Genomic DNA, 22254 nt, shown 5'->3' with positions numbered 1-22254 from the left:
CCCTTTCAATTGTTAATATTTGGTAGGACGAGGAACCTGTCCCTCTGTTCTAAATATGTAATTATCTGTTTAATATCCCAGGATAGGGTACATAGGAAAAAAAGGGGGAATTAGGAGTGAAGAAAATAACCAGGATAGCTGGAATGGCTTCTATTGCTTTTCTGCTGGTAAGCTGCCAAAACTCTGAAAACGGTGCAACCGGCCAAGGTGACGAAGCTCTTGATGAAAACTCTCAAGATGCCGCAGTGACAGAGGATACGGACGAACTGGAAACCGAGGGAACTAGTGATGAAGACACCACTGAGCAAGAGGACATGGAAGACGAATCCACAAGTGAAGGCGATGATTCCTCAAATGAAGCTGGCGAAGCCTCAAATGAAGACGGTGATGATAATTCTGACACCTACGGAGGAGCTCAAATCACTCCGAATTATTTCATTGACTCACACCCGTACGATACAGGGACCGAGTTTCTTACAGCCTATACGATTACACGTGAAGAAGGGGAAAACCTTTCACCCGAAGAACGGTTAAAGACGTCGCTTATCGAAAATGATCCTTCTGAACAAGAGATCCTTGGCTCCTTTACTGAGATATCTGCAGAATGGCCAAGGCTTCAGGTGCATTTTAATGTAGAAGGAAATCAGTTATCCACAACTTCTGCACAGACGACTCTATTCTATGACTCGTTAGTCGGGATCAGCGGTTTCTATGGCATTGAAGAAATTATTTTCACCAATCCCGATGGCGAGGAAGACATCATTGTAGCGCAAAGCCCAATTGATAAGCCCATCATCATCAAAGACGAAAGAGGACTTTCGCGCGGGTACTATACGATTTACGACAAAGACACAGAGCAGACTCTATTCCTGCCCGGCGGGGACTTAGAGGAGCAGGTTGAGAATGAAAACGGAGAGCCTCTATCCCTCCCGGAGACGGTAGAAGCGATGGGCACAGTGGAAAATGAAGACACATTCTACTCTTCAGCCATTGTAGAAGGATTGGAAATCGTGAGCGCTTCACTCCAAAACGGAAATGCGACTGTTCAATATACGATGGATGAGGAGACCATTACAGAAGCTGACCGCACGGTGTTTGAAAACGCCATGCAGCTTGCCGCGCTTGACTTTAATGCGTGGGAAATTCGTTTAGTGAACGATACGGCGCAGGAAATCAGGACGTATCCGTTGGTGGGGCAGTAAATGTGGATAAAGGCAGATGGACCTTTTGATTTGTCTGCCTTTTTAGAATTGATTCACAGTGAAAAATCGACCTTGATTTCTTCTCTGCTTCTTTTTGTATGTGTAAGAAGAAATTCATACAGTTCGTCGTTGTCTTGATTTTCCGCTAAGCTTTTGAACTTTTTCAGCTGTCTTTCATACCCTTTAAAGTACTCACTATGATAGGAAGGATTATTATAGATCATGATATATTCCTGGTAATCCTTATTCGCTATTTTCGCCTCAATTTGAATTAATATATCGTTCCAGTCTTTCAGGCGCTTGGAATGGAGCGGCTTTTTCACACCTGCCTCCTTCTTTTCTTCCTCTTTGATTTGCGCAATAAAACCTTCAACTTCTAATTTACCTTTAAAAAGTTCTAATCTATTCATGTTATGAAGATCAGGCAATATTTTCGTTTTATACTGTTGAAAACGGATTTTTCGAGGATGGTTTTTCTCCAGGTACTGCTCAGACTCTTTTCTGTTTTTCCGAAAATCCTTTGCCATTTTGCCGGCGCTGCCCACAAAGGCTGCTCCTTGTGATATCGCGGGTCCGTGCTTCTTAACGAACTTAACAGCTGCCGGCCCATGGGTTTTGGCTAGTTTTACAATTGGTTTGATTGGTAGTTTTGCCAAACTGTCTTCACCCCTTTAATTTCTAGCTTCTATTACTACTATTATAGTTTGGGAGAATTAGGGAAACAAGGAAGGAGCATAAACTACAATTCATTTAGGTGATAGGGCCCAGGGCTTGAACTAATTTAGTAACCAACACATTTCATCAAAAATAAGGGGAGATTTTCCCGTTAAATGCAAAGTTGGACTCTATTCCTGCGTAGATAAGGGGAAATTTTCCCCTTAAGCGCTGAAAAACAGGCTATTTTCCCGGTTTTTAAGAGAATAGCGGGAATTTCTCCCTCTATTCAGGCTGATTTTGGGCACTATTCCGTAAATAAGGGGAATTTCTCCCCTTATTTTTCAGACTTCCTTTTCAACTCCTTTATTTTCAGAAAAAGGCTGAGAGATTATTACATCTCTCAGCCGTTCTAACTTGGAATTGTACTGTGAGGTTTGATCTGGCCTGCGATTTTCCGTCTTGCACCTCACAAGCACACCTGGTACTACAGGAATTCTACTACGCACTACCCCTCAACTACATTGCCTTCAAACGCGGACCTGTAAATCTTCCGGATATCCTCTTCTCCTAAAGGAAGCGGGCTTCTGGCAAGCAGCCTTTTTTGCTTCACTCCGTCCTGATTCAGGCTTTCCAGAGCTGATTCGGGTATATCGAATTCTGATAGAGTCTGAGGAATGCCGACATCTTTGACGAGCCGGACGAGTTCCTCGACACACTTATAGGAAGCTTCATCATCTGATAAGTAGAGAGAGTTTCCTCCCAGGGCATTCAGTATGTCGGCCATACGCGTGGTGCAGCTTTTTCGGATGTAACCCATGACGTAGGGCAGCAGGACGGCATTGGATTCACCGTGGGAAATATGAAATTGTCCCCCAAGCGGATAGGCCAGTGCATGGACTCCCGCTACTCCGGCATTGAAGAAAGCCAGTCCGGCGATATAGCTGCCGTGGCTCATATCAATACGGGCTTGTTTATTTTCTCCGTCCTTGACGGCTGTCCTGATTGAGCGGGCAATCAGTCTTATCGCTTGGAGAGCAAGTCCGTCCGATGTCGGGCTGGCGTTAATTGACACGTAAGCCTCGACTGCATGAGTCAGGGCGTCGATCCCTGTTGCGGCCGTTACTTTCGGCGGGACCGAGACGGTTAATTCCGGATCGACAATTGCGACATCCGCCAGCAGGTAATCGTGGGTGACGACATCCTTGGTTGACTCTAATGAAAGGACAGAGATATTCGTCACCTCTGAGCCTGTCCCGGAGGTCGTTGGAATCAAAATTTTAGGCAGACCTTTGTGTTCTACCTGTTTCGTTCCTGATAGATTCAAATAATCTGCAGCCGGGCCTTCATGGGCAGCCATTACAGCTGCAAGCTTGGCGAGGTCCATTGCGCTTCCCCCGCCGACGCCGATCACCAGTTCAAACTTTCCTTCGCGGGTAAAGGATACCAGCTTTTCCCCTGTTTCCAAAGGAGGCTCCGGTACTACGTCTGTGTACAGAGTCACATTGAATCCGTTCTCCTCCAGAGGGTCTGTCACTCGTTTTGCCAGGCCGATGTCAGCCAGCAAAGGATCGGTCACAACGAGGATTTTTTCAGGAGCATACTTTTGCACTTCAGGCACAAGCTGCTCTAATGAACCCCATCCTGTATAACTTAAAGGAGCGAATACCAGTTTTGAAAAACTCATCCTTGTTCCTCCTTTTATTCGTAATAGCCTTCGGTGGATTTGCGGAAATTCTTGAATTGCTCTGAATCATGTCCGAACCATACATCTGAATTGGTTTCTCTGGCGATTCTGCGGATTTTTTCAACGGCGCTTGAGTAGCCCACTGAATCATAGAGAATTCCTGGCGGCTTGATTGGCGGTCCGAAGCTTTCGGCTGTGTAGACGGCATCAGAGGCAAGGATGATTCCGCCTGTTTCCGGCATATCGATATGGAGGCCGAGCATTCCCCAGGCATGGCCGCTTCCGAAATTCAACAGCTTGATTCCTTCTGCCAGCTGCAGGTTATCTTCTGTCCGTTTTACGGTCTTCCACTGCAGGTTGTTTTTGATCCATGCATCAATATCACCCCATACATAGGCTCCTTCTTTCTGGTTGCGGGCATAGGTTTGAAGAGTTCCGTTCAATTCGTCTTCATGGACGATGATTTTGGCATTGGTGAACATCTCCAGGCAGCCGGCGTGGTCCAAGTGAAGATGGGACGCAACGACATATTTGATCTCTTCTGGTCTTACATTCAACTGCTCCAAACGGTTATGAAGATAGCATTCTTCACTCATGGAAATCGGGAACATCTGCTGAGTCGCTTCTCCCCATCGTCCTTCTGCTCCCATCGAGTTTGGATTACAAGCTGTATCAAAGAGGATTTTTCCTTCTGGATGGTCGATCAGTACTGTGTACACAGGGAACTCAACGAACTCTGTCTGTGCATTTGGATTGTTAATCGTTGCGGGATTATGCATGGCGATCATCCAGTTCTTGTCCATTTTCATTCGTCCATTATCCATAACATACAGCTTTGGTTTTGGTGTAATAATGTTCATTTTTCTTCCTCCTTAGAATGTGGTTTTAATCGTGACAAATTTTAATTCTGTCATTTCCTCAACAGCATATTTGATTCCTTCACGGCCGTAGCCGCTCTCTTTTACCCCTCCATATGGCATGTGATCCAATCTGAAGGTAGGGATATCATTGATGATGACACCGCCTGCTTGCAGTTCTTTAGCTGCTTTCATCGCATTGTTGATATTCTGAGTATAAATAGCCACATTGAGGCCGTACACAGAATCATTGACCATGTGGATCGCATCATCCAAGTTCTCATAAGGAACGATTGATACGACGGGAGCAAAGGTTTCCTGACATGAAACAGCCATATCATTGGTCACATCCAGCATGACGGTAGGAGTAAAAACAGAGCCTTCCCGGGTTCCACCCAATCCGACTGACGCCCCCTGATCCACTGCTTCCTCTATCCATGATTCAATCCGTACCGCTTCTTCCCTGCTGATCATCGCGCTGATATCCGTCGTTTCATCCAGTGGATCTCCGGTTTTCAGCCCCTTCGCTTTTTCAATGAACTGTTCGCTGAATTCCTGGTAAATGGATTGATGAACATAAATTCTTTGAAGGGAGATGCAGACCTGTCCCGCGAATCCGAAGGCACCATCGACACATCTCTGGACAATTTTCTCCACAGGCACATCCGGTTCAATGATCAATCCTGAGTTGGAACCAAGCTCCAAGGTAACTTTGCGGAGTCCCGCTTTCTCCTTGATCAATTTCCCTACCGCGGCACTGCCGGTAAAAGTCACCTTCTTGACTCTCTCATCTGTAATCAAAGCATCGCTCAGTTCTTTGCCGCTTCCGGTCACGACTGATAACGCACCTTCGGGAAGACCCGCCTGTTTAAAAATTTCGGCGATGTAAAAGGCGCTGAGCGGGGTCTGTTCCGCAGGCTTCAAGACGATGGTATTTCCGGCTGCGAAGGCAGGGCCAAGCTTATGTGCCACCAGATTGAAAGGAAAGTTGAATGGACTGATTGCCGTTACCACTCCCAACGGCTCTCTCCAGGTGAAACCTAACCGATTTTCCCCTCCTGGCGCTGCATCCATCGGAATCGTTTCCCCATAGATCCTTTTCGCTTCTTCTGCAGCGAGTTGGTAGGTTACTATGGTCCGGTCGATTTCTCCTCTGGCGGTCCCGATCGGCTTGCCTGCTTCTTTTGCAATGACCTGGGCCATCTCCTCTTTGCGGCTGCGAAGGATATCCGACACCTTGGATAGGATTTCCGCTCGTTTATAGGCAGGCATCTTACTCATGATTTCAAAGGCTGAATGTGCGCCTTCTATCGCCTGCTCAACATCCTGTTCGTCCGCCATGCTGATATTCGCCAGCAGTTCTCCATCAAATGGAGAGCGAAGGGGGTATGTTCTCTCTTTTTCTACCGTTTTGCCGTTAATCAATAACCCTCTTGTCTTCATAGATTCCTAACCTCCTTCACTTACTTACATGCAAGAGTTGTGCCAACTGTTAAAATAGTGTGATAACAAGGTTTATAAATTGAGATTTTCTTCAGGTGGTGATAAAATTCACCAAAGAGATGCTTTACGCTTTATTGTAAGCGCTTTCTGAAGCGGTGATAATATTCACCAGGCGGTGACAAAATTCAACAGGTACGGGTGGGATGATTGTGCAGAACGTTATCATGGATAAAGATATTCTAAAAAGTACTTTTGCCTCCATGACCAATGGTGTGATTGTGGTGGACCGGGATCGTAGAATACTATTTATGAATCCCTCCGCAAGCAATCTATTATGTAACGGAGATGAAGACTATACAGGACAAGACATCAGAGAATTTATCCCGAACTCTGAACTGCACAAGGTATTGGAAACGGAGCAGAGTTCAATCGGTGTGAAAATGGAGATTGCCGGTGCCCAGTATATGGTGAACCGGACCCCGCTGTACCAGGACGGAAGATTGATGGGCGCGGTGGGTGTCCTTCAGGAAATCTCACAAATGGAACATTACCGGGTCTTGCTGAAGCAGATGGAACAGGTCATTGAATCCTCAGCTGACGGCATCTATGTTGTGGATAAAAACGGACTCACTTTATTCGTCAATTCCGCCTATGAAGAAATAACAGGCTTTAATCGGAATGATCTGATTGGCAATCATATGGCCGACCTGATGAAAGAAGGTTATTTTGACCAATCCGTTTCCCTGTTAGTTTTAGAAGAAAAAAAGCCGTTGTCCATCCTGCAAAAAATTGATAACAAAAAAGATGTCATCGTAACAGGAAATCCGGTGCTGGATGACTCCGGCAGCATTGAAATGATCGTTACGAGCGTCCGGGATATCACACAGCTGACGCAAATGAGCAAAGAACTGAGAAAAGCCAAAAGCTTTTCAGAGATGAATCATAATCGATTCACCTATTCTGTTGACGAAACCGGTGAAAAAGTCATTTTCCAAAGCAGCCAATTGACGGAAATCATCCATAAAGTTAAACAAGTCGCCCCTTTCCCCACCAGCCTCCTTCTGCTCGGACCTACCGGCGCAGGAAAAGAAGTACTGGCTAATTTAATCCATGATTACAGTGACAGAAAAGATAAGCCCTTCATAAAAGTGAACTGCGGGGCCATCCCGGAGCACCTGCTGGAATCCGAATTATTCGGTTATGAAAAGGGAGCTTTCACAGGCGCGAATTCAGACGGAAAAATCGGATTACTGGAACTCGCTGACAAAGGCACCGTCCTACTGGATGAAATCGGAGAACTTCCCCTGCCCCTGCAAGTCAAGCTGCTTCGTGTCATACAAGAAAAGCAGATTCAAAGAATCGGAAGCAGCAAAGTAAAGCAGCTGGATATCCGGATCATTTCCGCTACAAATAAGGATTTAAAAGAGTTAGTAAATCAAGGCAGCTTCCGGGAGGATCTATACTACCGATTACAGGTCGTGGAGATTCACATTCCGCCCTTGGTTGAAAGACCAGATGATATTGAGGTATTGATGGACCACTTCTTCACTTCTTTTTGTAAATCCTATAACATCCAGAAAGAAATGGCTCCGGAAACCAGAGAGATGCTGAAGCGTTACAGCTGGCCGGGAAATGTTCGCGAACTCAAAAACCTGGTGGAAAGCATGATCGTCTCGGTTCCACCCCTGACCATCGAAGCCGCGGACCTGCCCCCGCACATCCATAGAGCAGCAAGAATTACAGGAGACAACTCGGAAACTAGCACAAACCTAAAGCAAAGAGTCGAACAGTACGAGCAAAACCTGATCAAAGATGCCCTCAAGAAGGAGACCTCCATAAGAAAGACCGCGAAAACTCTGGGGATTGATCATTCTACTTTGGTGAAAAAGCTGAAGAAGTGGGGCATGGATGCTTCTTGGTGACCGCCGCCAAGAAAATCCAAGTCCATAAATTTGGACTCCCCGCGAAACTAATATAGCCTCAGCGGTTGATAAGACTGGATTTCTATTAATTAATCAAACGTTTGATTACGTGGATCTAGTTGCATTTCAAATGAAAATTCGGTAACAGTGGCTTTTAGACGGGGCTCGAGGGACACCTTTGGGACTTGTTCCGAGTGTTGTAAGAAGTCTTTTCCTTAGTGGAGTAACTACCCTAATCTAAAATAAGGGAACTTTCTTCCGCTAAATTCAATTTAAACCGGATACTCACTGAATAAGGGAACTTTTTTCCCTTAAGTAATGATAAGTGGCCTATTTTCTCGGATTTTAAGCAAATAGCAGAATTTTCTTCCTCTATTTTTGCTGCTATGGAGGCTGTTGCTTAAATAAGAGAACTTTCTTCCCTTATTATTCTCACATTTCTTACAAGTATCACTGAAAAAGGCTGAGAGATCATACCATCTCTCAGCCTTTTTAGTCGGCGAAACTTTATAGTTAGGCTGTTGATAATATTGAGCTCATGCTAGTTGATCATACGCTAGGTGTACCCTGCTACGGCACCAAACATACCAAAGACAGACCCTCACCCAACCAAAGACTCCCCTCACCTACCCATATACCAAGAATAAAACCGCTCAGCAGCAGGCTTAGGGATATCCCGAACATCCTCCACCCTGATAGGATTGGCTCGGTTAATTGTTGAAATCGAGGCCGCGCCGATCAGCTTCTGTATCCGTGACTGAGTGACCACTACTTCGATTACCTTTTCCCGTTTGGTCACGAAAATCGAGGATACGGAGAAGCCTTTTTTAAATTGAACAAAATTCTCCTGCACAGTATAGGCGGTGTTAAGGAAGTCCAGCCACCTCCACAGCAGGATTCCCGCCAGCAAGGCAATCGAGAGAATTTGCCAGGAAACTTCGATGGTTCCAAACAGGGATGGCTTCCACCAATAGAGAGCTCCCGTGCCAAAGATCCACAGCCAACTTGGCCGCACCATCCTTATCCACAGCGATTTTAACGGCAGAGGTGTCATCTCTTTTTCGACAGAGTAACCTGGTAAAAGCTCAGAGATCAATTCATACGCACGGTCAGTGGGCAGAAATGGATAGAGTGATTTAATGTCTGCGGTGTCTTCCAAAATAGCCCCTTGTCCGGCACTTACCAGCTCAACTTCTGCCAGCCCTAACCACCGCTTAAGCAGGGGCTGCTTGATTTCCACTGCTTGCACTCTGTTCTTCAGAATGGAAAAGCTCTGCAGCTCCAGCATCCCATTCTTAATATAGATCCGGTCTCCATCGGAGGAAAGTTCATAGGCACCGTATTTAAGATAGGTGCGGATGACTCCCAAAAGGACGGATATGATCAGAATCACGACAACCACAATAGTCAGGGTTGCTGCTGAGCCGATGATGAACGAAAAGATGCCTGTCGCCTCTTCTTCCACATCCCAGATATCGTTGATTTTGGAGTAGAAGGAAAATAGAAGCGGAATCAATAGAAGGAAGCTCATCGAAATGAATGAGGCTTTGATGGTGTCTTTTTTCGAAGGACGGAAGTGCACGACTCTCTCCTCTTCTGGAGCAGCATCCTCTGACTCTTCCAAAATATCCTTCTCATTACTGCTCGCCAGCTCCTCCAGTTTGCCGGCTTCCTGAAGGGTCAAAGCATCAAACTTCACCTCCGCATCCTCCCCTGCTGAGGCTGTTTCAAATTGCAGAGACGTTAAGCCGAAGACACGGTGCAAAAGCGATGTGTGCCGATTGACGTTCTGCACTTTTGAAAAAGGCACCGTCTGTTCTTTCTTGGTGAAAATACCCCTCTTCAGATAAAAAGCCCGTTCGTCGTAAGAATAGGTTTCGTACAGCCACTTCAGCGGGATGGAAATCAGGCTGAGGGTGACAATGACAAGGAAAACCCATTTTCCGTAGTAGATAAAGAGAGAGTCTGAATCTCTCTTCAACACAAATAAAAACAGCAGGAAGAAGGCCGAGTCACGGACCAGCTTCCAAAGGCGGAAAACCATTAGAAGCGGATGATAGCGTGACGGCGAACTCATTGTTCCACTTCCTTGATTTTTGCAAAGTGGGCGATCTTGTTTCGTATTTCAATCGCTTCTTTTTCAGGAAGGGCGGGGATGGTGTGGGACGACCCCATCGTTTCGATCATGATGGAATTTAATCCGAATTTACGGAGCAGCGGCCCTTTTTCTGTCGAGACAGCCTGAATTTTGGTCATCGGCACGAGGTGATGCTGCTCCTGCCAGACTCCCGATTTTAACTGTAAAAAATCCTCGTCGATATCAAACCGCCAGCTCTTGTACAGCCATTTCGGCTGAAACATCGACCAAATCAGTTCCACGGCAGTAAAGAGTGTAAGGGCGATCAGCAGCCATTCCGCCCACTCCCTCCATGAAAAATAATGATCCAGATAAAATAGGACAGCAAGGACGAGAAACCCGACTGCACTGGAAATGATGCTCGAGATCCTCCATACCTTCACCGCCTCTGGGGCTAATTTTTTCTGCGGCATATTCATGCTCTTTCCACTTCCTTATCCCCCATGTTGGTTTCGTTCATCTAGAAAAATTTCTTCCAGAGTCGGTTCTTCGACTTCGACACGGTACACATCCACCTTGCATTGGTTGTACGCGCGGATGATCTCGGCAATTTTCTTCTCCTGTCCGACGGTGATCTGGAGGCGGTTGTCCAGTAGCTCCAGTTCCTCGCCTGCACCTTCCAGCCATTGCAGCAAGCGTGTTTCTTCTGACTCTGGGATGGATCCGTGCTTGATTTTGACGACAATTCTTGTTTGGTAAAATGACCGGAGTTCGTCCATGGATCCCATTTTGACGATCCGGCCTTCTTTCATAATCGCAATGCGGGAGCAGAGCTTTTCCACTTCATCCAAGTTATGTGAAGTCATGAAAAGCGTTTTTCCCTGTTGATGCAATTCGCGGATTAATTGGTGAATGTGGACAACAGATTCGGCATCGATTCCGGATGTCGGCTCGTCCAGGAAGATCAACTCCGGATCATGGATAATGGCCTGCGCGATGCCCAGCTTCTTTTTCATTCCGAAAGAATATTTCGCGATTTTCTTATGGACGTCTGCTTCCAGGCCGACTTTTTTCAAAACGGTGAGGCATTCTTCCTTGGAGATTTTTTTACCCGACACCTCTGATAAAAATTTCAAATAGCTCATCGCTGTCATGGATTCCGGAAAGCTTGTGTAATCCGGCATCACACCGATCCTCTTTTTCACCTCATCATTCGGGCCGTCCGCTCCTAATAATGAGAATGAACCCGAGCTTGGGAGGATGATGCCTGTCAGCATGTTGATAAAAGTGGATTTCCCTGCTCCATTCCTGCCCAGGAACCCAAAGATTTCTCCTTTCTCCACAGACAAATCGATTCCTTTTACAACGGTCACTCTTCCATACGTTTTAACCAACTGTTTGGTTTCAATCACAGCCATCAGCACTCCCTCCTTCTAAACACGATGTATGAAATGACGAGCATTACGGCAGCCAGCGGTAAAATGATAGGAAAGGTGTAATCATCTATCAAGTAGTGAAACGGTGTCAGGTATTTCAGCCATGCCACCCATTGATTGCTCGTGAATGATAACCAAAAGCCAAGCATAGGAAAGGCCAGTCCGATGATAATGCTGAGAAACATGGTGAATGCCGGTTTAGGAATCACGGTGGACAAAAGGATGGTCAGCGCTATTTGATAGACCAGCAGACTCAACGTCTGGAAGTAGCTGAGGAAATCCATCGTGCCTGACATGATAAAAATGATCAGGAAGGACAGGGTTACACACGTTAACCAGAACAGCACGATTCCGAAAAATTTTCCGAGCACGATCGATAATCTTGAGGTCCTCGTGACCAGGAACCGCATCGTCCGTTCATGGATTTCCCGGTTCATCGCATCATGAGACAATCCCATGACAAACAATTGTCCAAAGAAGAGTAATAAAAATAATAATCCTGCATATTGAATTTTATCCGCATCCTCCGGTGAGAATTCGTCCAGTGACAGCAGCAGGTTTGAAAATTTTGCAGAGTAGTATGACGTTAAAACCAGGATCAGGATGATGATGATTGATTTGACACCCTTGAATAATTTCAGGAATTCTCTTTTTCCAATGGCAAACATTGCTTTTCTCCCTTCGATATCAATACGACTTTTATTGATATCCCCATCTTACATCCCTTTCCTTAAAGCCTGCGAATCTCTTCCTTAATTTTACCTTAATTCCTATTTTTCCATGAAAGATATTGATATGATGAATCTATAATTTCAGCAGAAATAGAGGTTAGGATAATGCATGATTCTAAGATTCTCATTGTAGATGATGAAGTTTCCATCGTTACAATGCTCGCCACCATTTTAAAAAAAGAAAATTTTCATTATATAGACAGCGCCCACACTGCGGGCGACGCACTGGCTCGCTGCCGAGAGAAGCAATACGACTTAGTCCTGCTCGATGTCATGCTGCCCGACCGCAGCGGCTTTGAGATTTGTCCGCTGATCCGGGAGACAACCGACGCTCCGATTTTCTTCCTGACAGCCAGGACAACTGATTTGGATAAGCTGTCCGGCTTTGCTTTGGGAGCGGATGATTACATTACAAAGCCTTTCAATCCGCTCGAGGTCGTCGCGCGGATCAAGGCTCATTTAAGAAGGAAAGACGGCAGGGCAGCCATTGCCTCTCCTCTAAAAACCTATGTATTTGGTGACTTGAACGTCAACACGTCTGCCGGAGTGGTTACTGTAAAAGGCCGGAAAGTCGATCTCCCCGCCCAGGTGTATCAGCTTTTGATCTTTTTCTGCCAGCACCCGAACCAGCTTTTTAGTAAAAATCAGCTGTATGAACAGGTGTGGGGCGAGGAGTTCCTGGGAGAAGACAACACGGTGATGGTCCATATCCGGAAGCTTCGCGAAAAGATTGAAGACCAGCCAAGTGACCCGCGCTATATTGTGACAGTCAGAGGATTGGGGTATAAATTCATTCCGCACGGAGACCTCCATGAACATTCATAAACGGTTTATGATTCAGCTTTTCCTTCAGCTCATGCTCATTTTCTTCTTCGTTGGGTTATTTCTCTTCTTCCTCTTTGGCCTGATCGGGTACTTGCTTTCCGATACAGAGGCGGAATTTGATTTGCTGCAAGCTGAAAATTATTTTGTTTCGGAAAACGTTTCACTCGAAGATGGAGAAGCGACGATTTCAGAGAGACTTAAGAGACTGCTTGAAGAGCAGTACGGCACCCTCCTCGTCGTATCAAAAGAAGGAGAAGTTCTTGGCGGCTATCCCGAACCCGAGGGCCTCTCTTTTAAGGAAGGAGAACTCGCCGGCCTGCTGCTGGAAAAAGATCCGACACTCGAATATGCCTACTGGGAGCTCGATGAATCAGACTCTGACTCTCCCTTAGTTTTTTTAAAGAAAGAGAAGGGCGAATCTCTCCTATTACAGTCAGTGGTCGAGCAGGTTGATTGGCAGCAAGGTGAACTGGGACTGCAACAAGGAATGGCGTCCCAATTGGAGGGCAAAAATGCCTGGGTACAGCTGGTGAACTCTTCTGGGGAAGTAACGGATGAGTATCGTGCCGGAGAGAAGCGTGAGTCCTATACTCAGGAAGACATTTTGGAGCTGACTCAATCTATGGAGGAATCCGTTTCAGCTCATTATGATAGAGATACTCAGCAGACGATTTTGCTCGGAATGCCTAACCAAGGAACCGCTGCCGCATTGGAGGAAACGGTAGACAGCAAGATCGGAAGCAGCATCCTCCTTGTCGCCGTGTTGATCTTCTTATTGTTGCTTCTAATCACCTTTTGGTATGCCTATAAATTCGGCAATCCGCTCTTGACGATGATGAAATGGATCGAAAATCTCGGAAAAGGCCATTACCAGCAGCCCATCAACCATGTTGATCAGCCTATCCTGTTCAAGAAAAACGGAAAGCTCAAACGGAAATTTAAATTGTACCGTGATCTTATCACTACCCTTACACAGTTAACGGAGACACTGAAGGAGAACCAGGAGCAGCGGGCAAAAATTAAAATGACCCGGGAGGAATGGATCAGCGGGATTTCACATGACTTAAAGACCCCCCTCTCCTCCATAGCCGGATATTCGAAAATGATGGAGTCCGAGGAGTACAACTGGTCACAGTCAGAGGTGCGGGAGTTTGCGGAGGTCATTGGCAGCAAGGCATCCTACATGGGCGATCTGCTGGACGATTTGACGTTAACCTACCGCATCAAAAATGGGGCTTTGCCCATCGTCCGTGAAGAAGCCAACATCACGGAACTCGTACGGAGGACCGTCATCGGGTATATGAACAACCCGGACTACTCGGATAAGACCCTTGATTTCCAAGCAGAGGACGAAACCATATTAGCTTCGGTCGATCCCAAATGGTTTCAACGAATCACAGATAATCTTGTTGAAAATGCCCTTAAATATACCCCTGCCGGAACCACCGTCACGGTTTCACTAACCACCATTGAGAATCAATTATTTCAAGTGATGATCGCCGATGATGGCATCGGAATGGATCAGCAAACCGTCAACAGCCTCTTCCAAAGATACTACCGCGGAACCAATACAAGCGATTCCGGAAGCGGAACTGGTTTGGGCATGGCGATTACGAAGCAATTGGTTCAGCTGCATCAGGGAAGCATTAATGTGAAAAGCAGGCCGGGGGAAGGGACTTCGATACGAATTTTGCTGCCGCTTTAGAGGGTTGCAAGCTCTACTGTTTTTATAGAATGGGAGATTAAGCGCGTATGATTAGCTTGCATTCTTTTCCTGTCGACTTTGACTGCACCAAGGAAGCGCCTTACTTTGAGGTACCATCGGAACAGAGGATCAGGTTTGAATGTTCTGGGGACTGGCCTCTGGTGCGTTGACTCGTTAATATTTAGTGTAGAGGCACCGCTCTACACCAAAATAAGGGGAGATTTTCCCGTTAAATGCAAAGTTGGACTCTATTCCTGGATAGATAACGGGAAATTTTCCCCTTAAGCGAAGGAAAACGAGCTATTTTCCCGGTTTTTAAGAGAATAGCGGGAATTTCTCCCTCTATTTAAGAGGATTTTGGGTACTATTCTGTAAATAAGGGGAATTTCTCCCCTTATTTTTCAAACTTTCTTTCCAACTCCTATATTTATATAAATAGGCTGAGAGATTATTGCATCTCTCAGCCTTTAAAATTAACTCAGCAGTTGATAATACTGGTTTTCTGCTAGTTCATCAAACGTTCGATTAACTGGCTCTCAGTTGGGGATTCAGGGACACCAAACTACGAAAATCAGCCTGCTGGTGTCGTGTCTTTCACCCCCGCCATTAGGGCCACTAAGCTGCCTATCAAGCTCCAAGCCTCAAGCCACGCCCTTACCTTCTATTTTTAAAAGAATGATCACTAAAGTTCTGAACGTTTGTGACAATACTGTTCTGAAATCGCGGAGGGTTCTTCTTGTCTTCATTTACTACAGCAAGGAACTGTGTTTCTGCCACCGTTAATAGGGTGAAGATTATAAACAAGCTCCGTATATGGTTTTTCAATTAAAATCGTTTCTCCTTATAATATAATAAATATGAGGAAATCGATTTTTTTCACACTCGTATTCTCCCTTTCTTTTCAGTTGCCAAATTCGTTATTTCTGGCTGGCATGCTTCTCTTCAAGCCGTCTTTCGATCTTCTCCATCTTCTCTCTATCTCTTAATAACTCTTCTCGGTTTTGTTTCATCAGCTCTAGTATTGAAGGTTTTAGTTTTTTCATGATGTCATCTTCCTTTCAAATTTGTCTGGGTAGAACATAAAAAAACCTTCACCAGGAATTTGGTAAAGGTTTTTAAGGCAAACAAAAAGACCTTACCAAACAGGTAAAGGTCTTGCTAACAGCGATTGGCTGCTACCAAAGCCGAGAGCTTGTTCAACTCTGTATTGACGACTTTGCTATAAAAGCTACTCCCCTTTAGGAATAGAACTATTCACTTTGTAAGATAAGAATATAATATTGTGAGTGAAGTGTCAATATCCAACTAGGGACAAGACTTGCCCCTCTGTCATTGTTGAGAGGCAAGGTCCCTTTGTTACTTTACAAAAATCAATCTATACAACTGAATGACCACAAGTGGCACTAGAGACATGATGTATATGGTGCCAAATTGTGCGGCATTGAGCGGTGCGACTTCAAATACTCTCATAAAGGGAGGTATAAGCAGAACCAGATGCAGCAGGATGAACCCGATGATGACGGCATACCAGACATATTTGTTAGAGAACACCCCGATCTTGAATAAGGACTGCTTGCTTCGGGAGTTGAATCCATGAAATAATCTGGCTAAACACAAGGTGGCAAAGGCCATGGTACTGGCAATCATCGCATCTCCGGTGGATAATCCAATGTGAAAGGCAATCAAGGTTGCGACAGCAATGATGATTCCTTCCACCGTCACCCGTTTGGCGAAAGACTTATTCAACAGCGGGGTATTAGTATCCCTTGGCGCCTGTTTCATGATGTTTTTATTGTGAGGCTCAAGCCCGATGGCGATTGCCGGCAGACTGTCTGTTAAAAGATTGATGAAGAGTAAATGAACCGCTGCAAATGGAACCGGCAAGGCCAGCAGTGATGCATACAGAACGGCTAGAACCCCGCCCATATTTCCGGCCAGTAAGAACCTGATGGAATTCTGGATGTTCGCGTAGATGCTGCGTCCATTAGCAATGGCTTTTACAATGGTGGAAAAGTTATCATCTGTCAGAACCATGGAAGATGCTTCTTTGGCCACTTCTGTTCCGGTGATTCCCATGGCGATTCCGGTGTCAGCCTGCTTCAAGGCCGGTCCATCATTCACGCCATCACCCGTCATGGCCACGACATTTCCTTTTTCCTGCCAAGCCCTTACAATGCGGATTTTGTGTTCTGGAGAAACCCTTGCGTAAACGGAGATGCCGGCTACTCTTTCCTGCAGCTCCTCATCACTCCATTTTTCAATTTGAGCACCCTCGACGGCTTCCGATTCATCTTTCAGGATGCCGATTTGTTTGGCGATGGCCGATGCTGTAATCTTATGGTCTCCTGTAATCATGACCGGCTTGATTCCGGCATCAATACAGGCGGCAACCGCTCCTGCCGACTCTTCCCTCGGCGGATCCATCATCGCGATCAATCCGATAAACGTTAAGTCATTTTCGTCTTCATACTCAATGGTTCTGCCCTCTTCGACTTCTTTGTAAGCAAAGCCGAGAACCCGCAGCCCGCTTCTGGAAAATTCCTTGTTTACACTTTCTATTTCCTGTCTGTCACTGTCGGTAATTTCCGCAATGCCCTCCGATGTTTCAATCTTGTTGACCCTTGATAAAAGAGCATCAAATGCCCCCTTAATGAACAGGAGATGACGGCCTTCATAGCGATTGACTGTACTCATCATTTTTCGATCAGAGTCAAAAGGCAGTTCGCCCTCCCTCGGGCACTCTTTCCTTACACTCAATTCATTGAGCTGATAGTGTTCCCCAAGACTCACCAGCGCGAGTTCTGTTGGATCGCCAATTTCCTTCTCACCGTTTTTCTCAGAATCATTACAAAGCAATGAGGTGAGCAGAAGTCTCTTTTCTGTCTGGTTTTCCAAATCCAGCTCGTCATGATTCTTCATTCCATGATTTACATATACTTTTTGGACCGTCATTTTGTTTTGAGTCAGCGTCCCTGTTTTATCCGAACAAATCACAGAGATGCTTCCGAGGCTTTCCACAGCGTGCAGCTTGCGGATAATCGCGTTTTGCTTCGCCATCTTCTGGGTGCCAAAAGCCAGCACAATCGTCACGATCGATCCCAGTGCCTCCGGAATGGCGGCTACTGCCAGAGCTACAGCGAACATGAATGATTCCGCAAGCTCATTTCCTCTGATAAGATCCAATGCGAAGATCAAGACTGCAATGGCGATGATAATGATCGCAAGCTTCTTTCCAAACTGATCGAGACTTTCCTGCAGAGGTGTTTTTTTCTCTTTTGCCGATTCGAGCAGATTGGCAATCTTTCCAATTTCCGTGTTCATCCCTGTGTTTGTGACAACGGCTGCACCGCGTCCATATGTAACAAAGCTCCCTGAAAACACCATATTCGTTTTATCCCCAATCGGGACGTCCTCTTCCGGAATAGGGTCAATCTCCTTTTCCACACTCAAGGATTCTCCTGTTAACGAACTTTCATTGATCTGCAGGCTGTGATTCTCAATGATCCGTCCATCCGCACTGACCAGGTCACCTGCATCGAGAAGCAGGATGTCTCCAACCAGCAGTTCCCTTGAAGGAATATCCATTCTTTGGCCATCCCTCAGAACCCTGGCAGCTGGAGATGACAATTCTTTTAAAGAGTTCAAGCTTTGTTCCGCTTTCAGATGCTGAACTGTGCCTAGAATCGCGTTGAGGATGATGACAGCCAAGATCACGATTGTACTTTCAAATTTTCCTAAGAAGGCTGAAATAATGGCTGCCGCAATCAAAATAATCACGAGAAAATCTTTAAACTGTTCAAAAAAGACCTGAATACCTGTTTTCCTTTTCCCTTCAACCAACTCATTATATCCGTACTGTTCGCGCCGCTCTTCCACATCACTGGACAGCAGCCCATTCTTGGTAACTTTCAGTTCATCTAAAACTTCCTGGGAAGTCTTATTAAAGAAATGGCTCATCAGCAGCTTCTCTCCTTATTGGCAGTTTCGAAAATAATTCCTCTATTACTGTTCCCGAATAATAAAAAATTAGTATGGGCACAGATTTACATAATGGCCTTGTGCCGCTTATTCATCTTTTTCTAAGCACCCATTTCCGCTTAAAAGAATCTCTGGATAATTTAAAAATGAGTTGAATGAGGCTGATTTGCTGCCTTGGGTTTGACACCCGGTATGTTAAGGGTTTAATGTACTGAGGAGCATCTCTGATATGTAGCGATTAGGCGGATTACTGCGTTAAAGCAGTCTGGCTTCGCTGTTCGACAAATTTTTAAAAGATAGTTAGAAAAGGGCCTGGCCAGCAATCCATCTGGTGGATTTGCTGGCCAGGCCCTTGTTATTATCATGAAAAAGACACTTGATGGGGGAAAATTGCCCCTACGCTTCTGTTAAATAAGTGCTGAAGGACACCTAGCAACCTAAAACCATCTCCTGGTGGCTCTTAAAAAAGACTCCGAGGACCACGGCTCGAAATTGTAAATATATGGTGGGGCGAGGGACCTGTCCCTGTGTCCCACCCGATTGCCATTATCCAGCCATTATTCTTGATCGTAATCCTGTTTTCGCAAGACTTCTTTCGGTATGGCAAATCCGCGGGAACCTCTGATATCTACATGGCCTTGCTCGGAAGGATAGTAGATAATGAAGCTTTCCGGCTCGATTGCAGCCAGCCGTTTAGGAAGCTCTTCCAGTTTTGGATGCCAGCCGACCGTTCCTCTTCTGGCACTCAGGATGATAACCAAGTCATCCTGGGTCAGTTTAGGTACTTCTTCTTCTTCCAACTTGGACCAATTCTCCACTCTTCTAATTGAAGCAGGAGGGTCCGGCTTAATTGAATTCAACTTTTGTTCATATGCATCTATCGAATCTTTGATGACGAGTGTAAGCAGTGACGCACTCAAGTTGCTGGTCAGCAGCTTAATCCTTTTTAAAGCATCCTCGAATCCAGTTTTGTGATCTGCTCCGTAAGGGATTATAAGAAGAACTCTTTTAGTTGTCTTCAGCGGGTGTCCCAGTTTGGAAACCAGCAGGGTTTGGTGTGTTTCATCAATCAAACGGTCTAATACACTGCCAAAGAGCTGATTGTTTTTTCGCTCTGCATTCCATCCTACCACTACTGTATTGATGCGTTCTTCCGCAATGGCACGTTCAATTCCGTAAGATATATTTCTGTCTACCCTTGTCAGCATCCGGACCGGCATCTCAGCACCAGAAGCATACATGACGGCGTGCCCCAGCATTTTTTCTGCCTTCTCCACATCTTTATGAGCTGACTTCACATCTTTCTGGACGACTGTTAATGGATAGAGCGGCTCTTCTTGTGTATTCGGCTGTTTAATCATGTATGCTAAATCCATTAACGATTCCATTGTGTCTGGATTATATAACGGAATAAGGATCCTTTCCGGACCTTCACTTCTTTCTCCAGGTGACTGATCTTCTTTCAGAGCCAGCAACCGTCCGTGTTTTTCAACAAAATAGGGTCCGGCAATACAAGTGATCAGGATCATGATAATCACTGCATTCACAGTAGCCTGGTCGAGAAGGCCGACTTGGTAGCCCACCAATGTGGAAGCAAGGGTGGCAGCTGCCTGGGGGATGGTCAAACCAAAGATAACTTTAGTTTCAATTTTAGAGTAATGATAAATTCTTGAAATGATGAGAGGAGCCAGCCACTTTCCTACGAACACCGATAAAATGATGCACAAGCTGACAAGCCAAGCCGATGGATTACTCAGAAGGACTCCCAGATCCATAAGCATACCCACGGATAACAGGAAAAAAGGAATGAAGAGGGCATTGCCCAGAAAACGAATGCGGTTCATCAATGTTCCATGCTCCAACACAAATCGGTTGAGAGCCAGTCCTGCTAAAAACGCCCCTATAATTGGCTGCATATCGGCTGCCAATGCAAGGAAGGCTGATCCAAACAGAATCACCATCACATACGAAAAGTTTGCAATGCCTTCACTTCCTGCATTCTTGAAGAACCACCTTGAAAGCAGAGGCACCCCCCACATGATGACGAATACAAAGATAGAAAGAGATATCACCATCTTCATCCAGAAACCTGCGGATAACTCGCCCGCTGCAGCTCCTGTAATGACAGCCAGCACTAATAGAGCAAAAGTATCCGTAAGCAGGGTGCCCCCGACTGCAGTGGTTACTGCTTTATTCTTTGATATCCCGAGCCTGCTTGCAATTGGATAGGCAAGCAGTGTATGCGACCCGACAATCGATCCTAAGAGAATAGATGCCATAAGGCTGTACCCAAGAAAAAGGCATGCTGTTGTCCCAATTACCAGCGGGATGGAAAAGGACAGCACTCCAAAGAGAATGCTTCTGTTGCGGTACTTCTTAAAGCCATCAAGATCAAGCTCAAGACCCGCAATGAAAATGATAAATAATAATCCCACTGTCCCCAGCAGTTCAATAGTTGAATCCCGGGCCAACAGATGAAGGCCATGTGGTCCGATAATCACACCAGCCACAATCGGTCCAATGATGCCTGGCATCCTTAATTTATTCATCAAGATTGGAGACAAAAAGAAAACAGTTACAGCAATAGCAAATATAATAACGGGATCTTGAATTGGTATATTAAACAAACCATTCCCTCCTTTCTAAAGCAATGACATTCGTGTGAAGGTGCTCTCATTAACGAATAAATAGTTAAATGATTTCTACTGCCAGCAGCACCTTGTATTAACATGCTTCCGCTTCAAAAAATATAAACTTTAAAATACCACATTGTTCTCTATAAATAAAGTTATACCTTCAGGGTCCTGATTTTCCCAGGCGTCACTCACCCTGGTCTCGAGGGACACCTAACTACGAAAAATCGACTCCTGGTGGCACTCGAGCCGGCCACGAAGGACACCTAACTACGAAAATCAGCCTCTTGGTGTCTCTCGAGCGGATCACGGAGGACACCTAGCTATGAAAAATCGACTCCTGGTGGCACTCGAGCCGGCCACGGAGTACACCTAGCTATGAAAAATCGACTCCTGGTGGCACTCGAGCCGGCCACGAAAGACACCTAACAGCGAAAATCAGCCTCTTGGTGTCTCTCGAGTGAATCACGGAGGACACCTAACTATGAAAAATCGTCTCCTGGTGGCACTCGAGCCGGCCACGAAGGACACCTAACAGCGAAAATCAGCCTCTTGGTGTCTCTCGAGCGGGCCACGGAGGACACCTAGCTATGAAAAATCGACTCCTGGTGGCACTCGAGCCGGCCACGAAGGACACCTAACAGCGAAAATCAGCCTCTTGGTGTCTCTCGAGCGGATCACGAGGGACACCTAGCTACGAAAAATCGACTCCTGGTGGCACTCGAACCGGCCACGAAGGACACCTAACAGCGAAAATCAGCCTCTTGGTGTCTCTCGAGCGGATCACGAGGGACACCTAGCTATGAAAAATCGACTCCTGGTGGCACTCGAGCCGGCCACGAAGGACACCTAACAGCGAAAATCAGCCTCTTGGTGTCTCTCGAGCGGATCACGAGGGACACCTAGCTATGAAAAATCGACTCCTGGTGGCACTCGAGCCGGCCACTAAGGACACCTAACAGCGAAAATCAGCCTCTTGGTGTCTCTCGAGCGGGCCACGGAGGACACCTAACAGCGAAAATCAGCCTCTTGGTGTCTCTCGAGCGGATCACGAGGGACACCTAACATCAAATAACGCGCCTTGGCTTCCCACAGCCTACATAT

15 protein-coding genes are annotated in these 22254 nt (G+C 45.9%); 4 read left to right on the top strand and 11 right to left on the bottom strand.

The window, feature by feature from the left end; translation table 11 throughout:
* Window positions 1-116 precede the first annotated feature (116 nt).
* The gene (locus FZC79_RS15035; RefSeq protein WP_148947593.1) at window positions 117-1202 is read left to right on the top strand and encodes a hypothetical protein; all 1086 of its coding nucleotides are present in this window, start codon (window positions 117-119) and stop codon (window positions 1200-1202) included.
* Window positions 1203-1255: 53 nt separating this feature from the next.
* Here FZC79_RS15035 and FZC79_RS15030 read toward each other — a convergent pair whose 3' ends face one another.
* The 4 genes from FZC79_RS15030 to FZC79_RS15015 all read right to left on the bottom strand — a co-directional run bounded on the left by FZC79_RS15030 (window position 1256) and on the right by FZC79_RS15015 (window position 5843).
* Window positions 1256-1858 (bottom strand): hypothetical protein, encoded by a 603-nt coding sequence (locus tag FZC79_RS15030; protein ID WP_148947592.1) that lies wholly within the window; start codon window positions 1856-1858, stop codon window positions 1256-1258.
* 506 nt (window positions 1859-2364) lie between these two features.
* Window positions 2365-3543 (bottom strand): iron-containing alcohol dehydrogenase, encoded by a 1179-nt coding sequence (locus tag FZC79_RS15025; protein WP_148947591.1) that lies wholly within the window; start codon window positions 3541-3543, stop codon window positions 2365-2367.
* A gap of 14 nt (window positions 3544-3557) precedes the next feature.
* On the bottom strand, window positions 3558-4403 hold the full coding sequence (ahlS, locus tag FZC79_RS15020; protein WP_148947590.1) for an AhlS family quorum-quenching N-acyl homoserine lactonase: 846 nt from the start codon (window positions 4401-4403) through the stop codon (window positions 3558-3560).
* A gap of 12 nt (window positions 4404-4415) precedes the next feature.
* Window positions 4416-5843, bottom strand: coding sequence for an aldehyde dehydrogenase family protein (locus tag FZC79_RS15015; RefSeq protein WP_148947589.1), 1428 nt, complete (start codon window positions 5841-5843; stop codon window positions 4416-4418).
* A 209-nt stretch (window positions 5844-6052) separates the two neighbouring features.
* On the opposite strand from FZC79_RS15015, the gene FZC79_RS15010 reads away from it, so the two are divergent.
* Window positions 6053-7765 (top strand): sigma 54-interacting transcriptional regulator, encoded by a 1713-nt coding sequence (locus FZC79_RS15010; RefSeq protein ID WP_148947588.1) that lies wholly within the window; start codon window positions 6053-6055, stop codon window positions 7763-7765.
* 622 nt (window positions 7766-8387) lie between these two features.
* On the opposite strand, the gene FZC79_RS15005 is transcribed toward FZC79_RS15010, so the two are convergent.
* Genes FZC79_RS15005 through FZC79_RS14990 form a run of 4 tightly spaced genes read right to left on the bottom strand, consistent with a single transcriptional unit; the run spans window position 8388 to window position 11946 of the window.
* Window positions 8388-9842, bottom strand: a complete 1455-nt coding sequence (locus tag FZC79_RS15005; protein WP_148947587.1) for a PH domain-containing protein — start codon at window positions 9840-9842, stop codon at window positions 8388-8390.
* Window positions 9839-10321 (bottom strand): PH domain-containing protein, encoded by a 483-nt coding sequence (locus FZC79_RS15000; RefSeq protein ID WP_148947586.1) that lies wholly within the window; start codon window positions 10319-10321, stop codon window positions 9839-9841. Before FZC79_RS15000 ends, FZC79_RS15005 begins: the two co-directional genes overlap by 4 nt.
* Window positions 10322-10336: 15 nt before the next feature.
* The gene (locus tag FZC79_RS14995) at window positions 10337-11260 is read right to left on the bottom strand and encodes an ABC transporter ATP-binding protein (protein WP_148947585.1); all 924 of its coding nucleotides are present in this window, start codon (window positions 11258-11260) and stop codon (window positions 10337-10339) included.
* Window positions 11260-11946: an ABC transporter permease subunit gene (locus FZC79_RS14990; protein ID WP_148947584.1), complete on the bottom strand. Its 687-nt coding sequence runs from the start codon at window positions 11944-11946 to the stop codon at window positions 11260-11262. Before FZC79_RS14990 ends, FZC79_RS14995 begins: the two co-directional genes overlap by 1 nt.
* A gap of 168 nt (window positions 11947-12114) precedes the next feature.
* Here FZC79_RS14990 and FZC79_RS14985 point away from each other — a divergent pair, with 168 nt between their 5' ends.
* Together FZC79_RS14985 and FZC79_RS14980 are read left to right on the top strand one after the other, a co-directional pair.
* On the top strand, window positions 12115-12834 hold the full coding sequence (locus FZC79_RS14985) for a response regulator transcription factor (RefSeq protein ID WP_148947583.1): 720 nt from the start codon (window positions 12115-12117) through the stop codon (window positions 12832-12834).
* Window positions 12821-14539, top strand: coding sequence for a sensor histidine kinase (locus tag FZC79_RS14980; RefSeq protein ID WP_148947582.1), 1719 nt, complete (start codon window positions 12821-12823; stop codon window positions 14537-14539). Before FZC79_RS14985 ends, FZC79_RS14980 begins: the two co-directional genes overlap by 14 nt.
* Before the next feature lie 917 nt (window positions 14540-15456).
* On the opposite strand, the gene FZC79_RS14975 is transcribed toward FZC79_RS14980, so the two are convergent.
* The 3 genes from FZC79_RS14975 to FZC79_RS14965 form a co-directional block, all read right to left on the bottom strand.
* Window positions 15457-15582: an FbpB family small basic protein gene (locus FZC79_RS14975; protein WP_148947581.1), complete on the bottom strand. Its 126-nt coding sequence runs from the start codon at window positions 15580-15582 to the stop codon at window positions 15457-15459.
* A 313-nt stretch (window positions 15583-15895) separates the two neighbouring features.
* Entirely contained in the window at window positions 15896-18496 is a 2601-nt protein-coding gene (locus tag FZC79_RS14970; RefSeq protein ID WP_148947580.1) for a calcium-translocating P-type ATPase, PMCA-type, read from the bottom strand.
* A gap of 578 nt (window positions 18497-19074) precedes the next feature.
* Window positions 19075-21144 (bottom strand): cation:proton antiporter, encoded by a 2070-nt coding sequence (locus tag FZC79_RS14965; protein WP_148947579.1) that lies wholly within the window; start codon window positions 21142-21144, stop codon window positions 19075-19077.
* Between the last annotated feature and the right edge of the window lie 1110 nt (window positions 21145-22254).

The sequence above is a fragment of the Rossellomorea vietnamensis genome, assembly GCF_008180615.1.
GTDB classification, from domain to species: Bacteria; Bacillota; Bacilli; order Bacillales; family Bacillaceae_B; genus Rossellomorea; species Rossellomorea vietnamensis_D.
The sequence above is the reverse complement of the archived record's forward strand: the minus strand, read 5'-3'. Positions and strand labels throughout refer to the sequence as shown.

Coding starts and splice junctions, on each gene's coding strand:
- FZC79_RS15005 (WP_148947587.1), bottom strand. CDS start 9,842: ATGAGTTCGCCGTCACGCTATCATCCGCTTCTAATGGTTTTCCGCCTT.
- FZC79_RS14995 (WP_148947585.1), bottom strand. CDS start 11,260: ATGGCTGTGATTGAAACCAAACAGTTGGTTAAAACGTATGGAAGAGTG.
- FZC79_RS15015 (WP_148947589.1), bottom strand. CDS start 5,843: ATGAAGACAAGAGGGTTATTGATTAACGGCAAAACGGTAGAAAAAGAG.
- FZC79_RS15000 (WP_148947586.1), bottom strand. CDS start 10,321: ATGAATATGCCGCAGAAAAAATTAGCCCCAGAGGCGGTGAAGGTATGG.
- FZC79_RS14980 (WP_148947582.1), top strand. CDS start 12,821: ATGAACATTCATAAACGGTTTATGATTCAGCTTTTCCTTCAGCTCATG.
- FZC79_RS15025 (WP_148947591.1), bottom strand. CDS start 3,543: ATGAGTTTTTCAAAACTGGTATTCGCTCCTTTAAGTTATACAGGATGG.
- FZC79_RS14990 (WP_148947584.1), bottom strand. CDS start 11,946: ATGTTTGCCATTGGAAAAAGAGAATTCCTGAAATTATTCAAGGGTGTC.
- FZC79_RS14985 (WP_148947583.1), top strand. CDS start 12,115: ATGCATGATTCTAAGATTCTCATTGTAGATGATGAAGTTTCCATCGTT.
- FZC79_RS14975 (WP_148947581.1), bottom strand. CDS start 15,582: ATGAAAAAACTAAAACCTTCAATACTAGAGCTGATGAAACAAAACCGA.
- FZC79_RS14970 (WP_148947580.1), bottom strand. CDS start 18,496: ATGAGCCATTTCTTTAATAAGACTTCCCAGGAAGTTTTAGATGAACTG.
- ahlS (WP_148947590.1), bottom strand. CDS start 4,403: ATGAACATTATTACACCAAAACCAAAGCTGTATGTTATGGATAATGGA.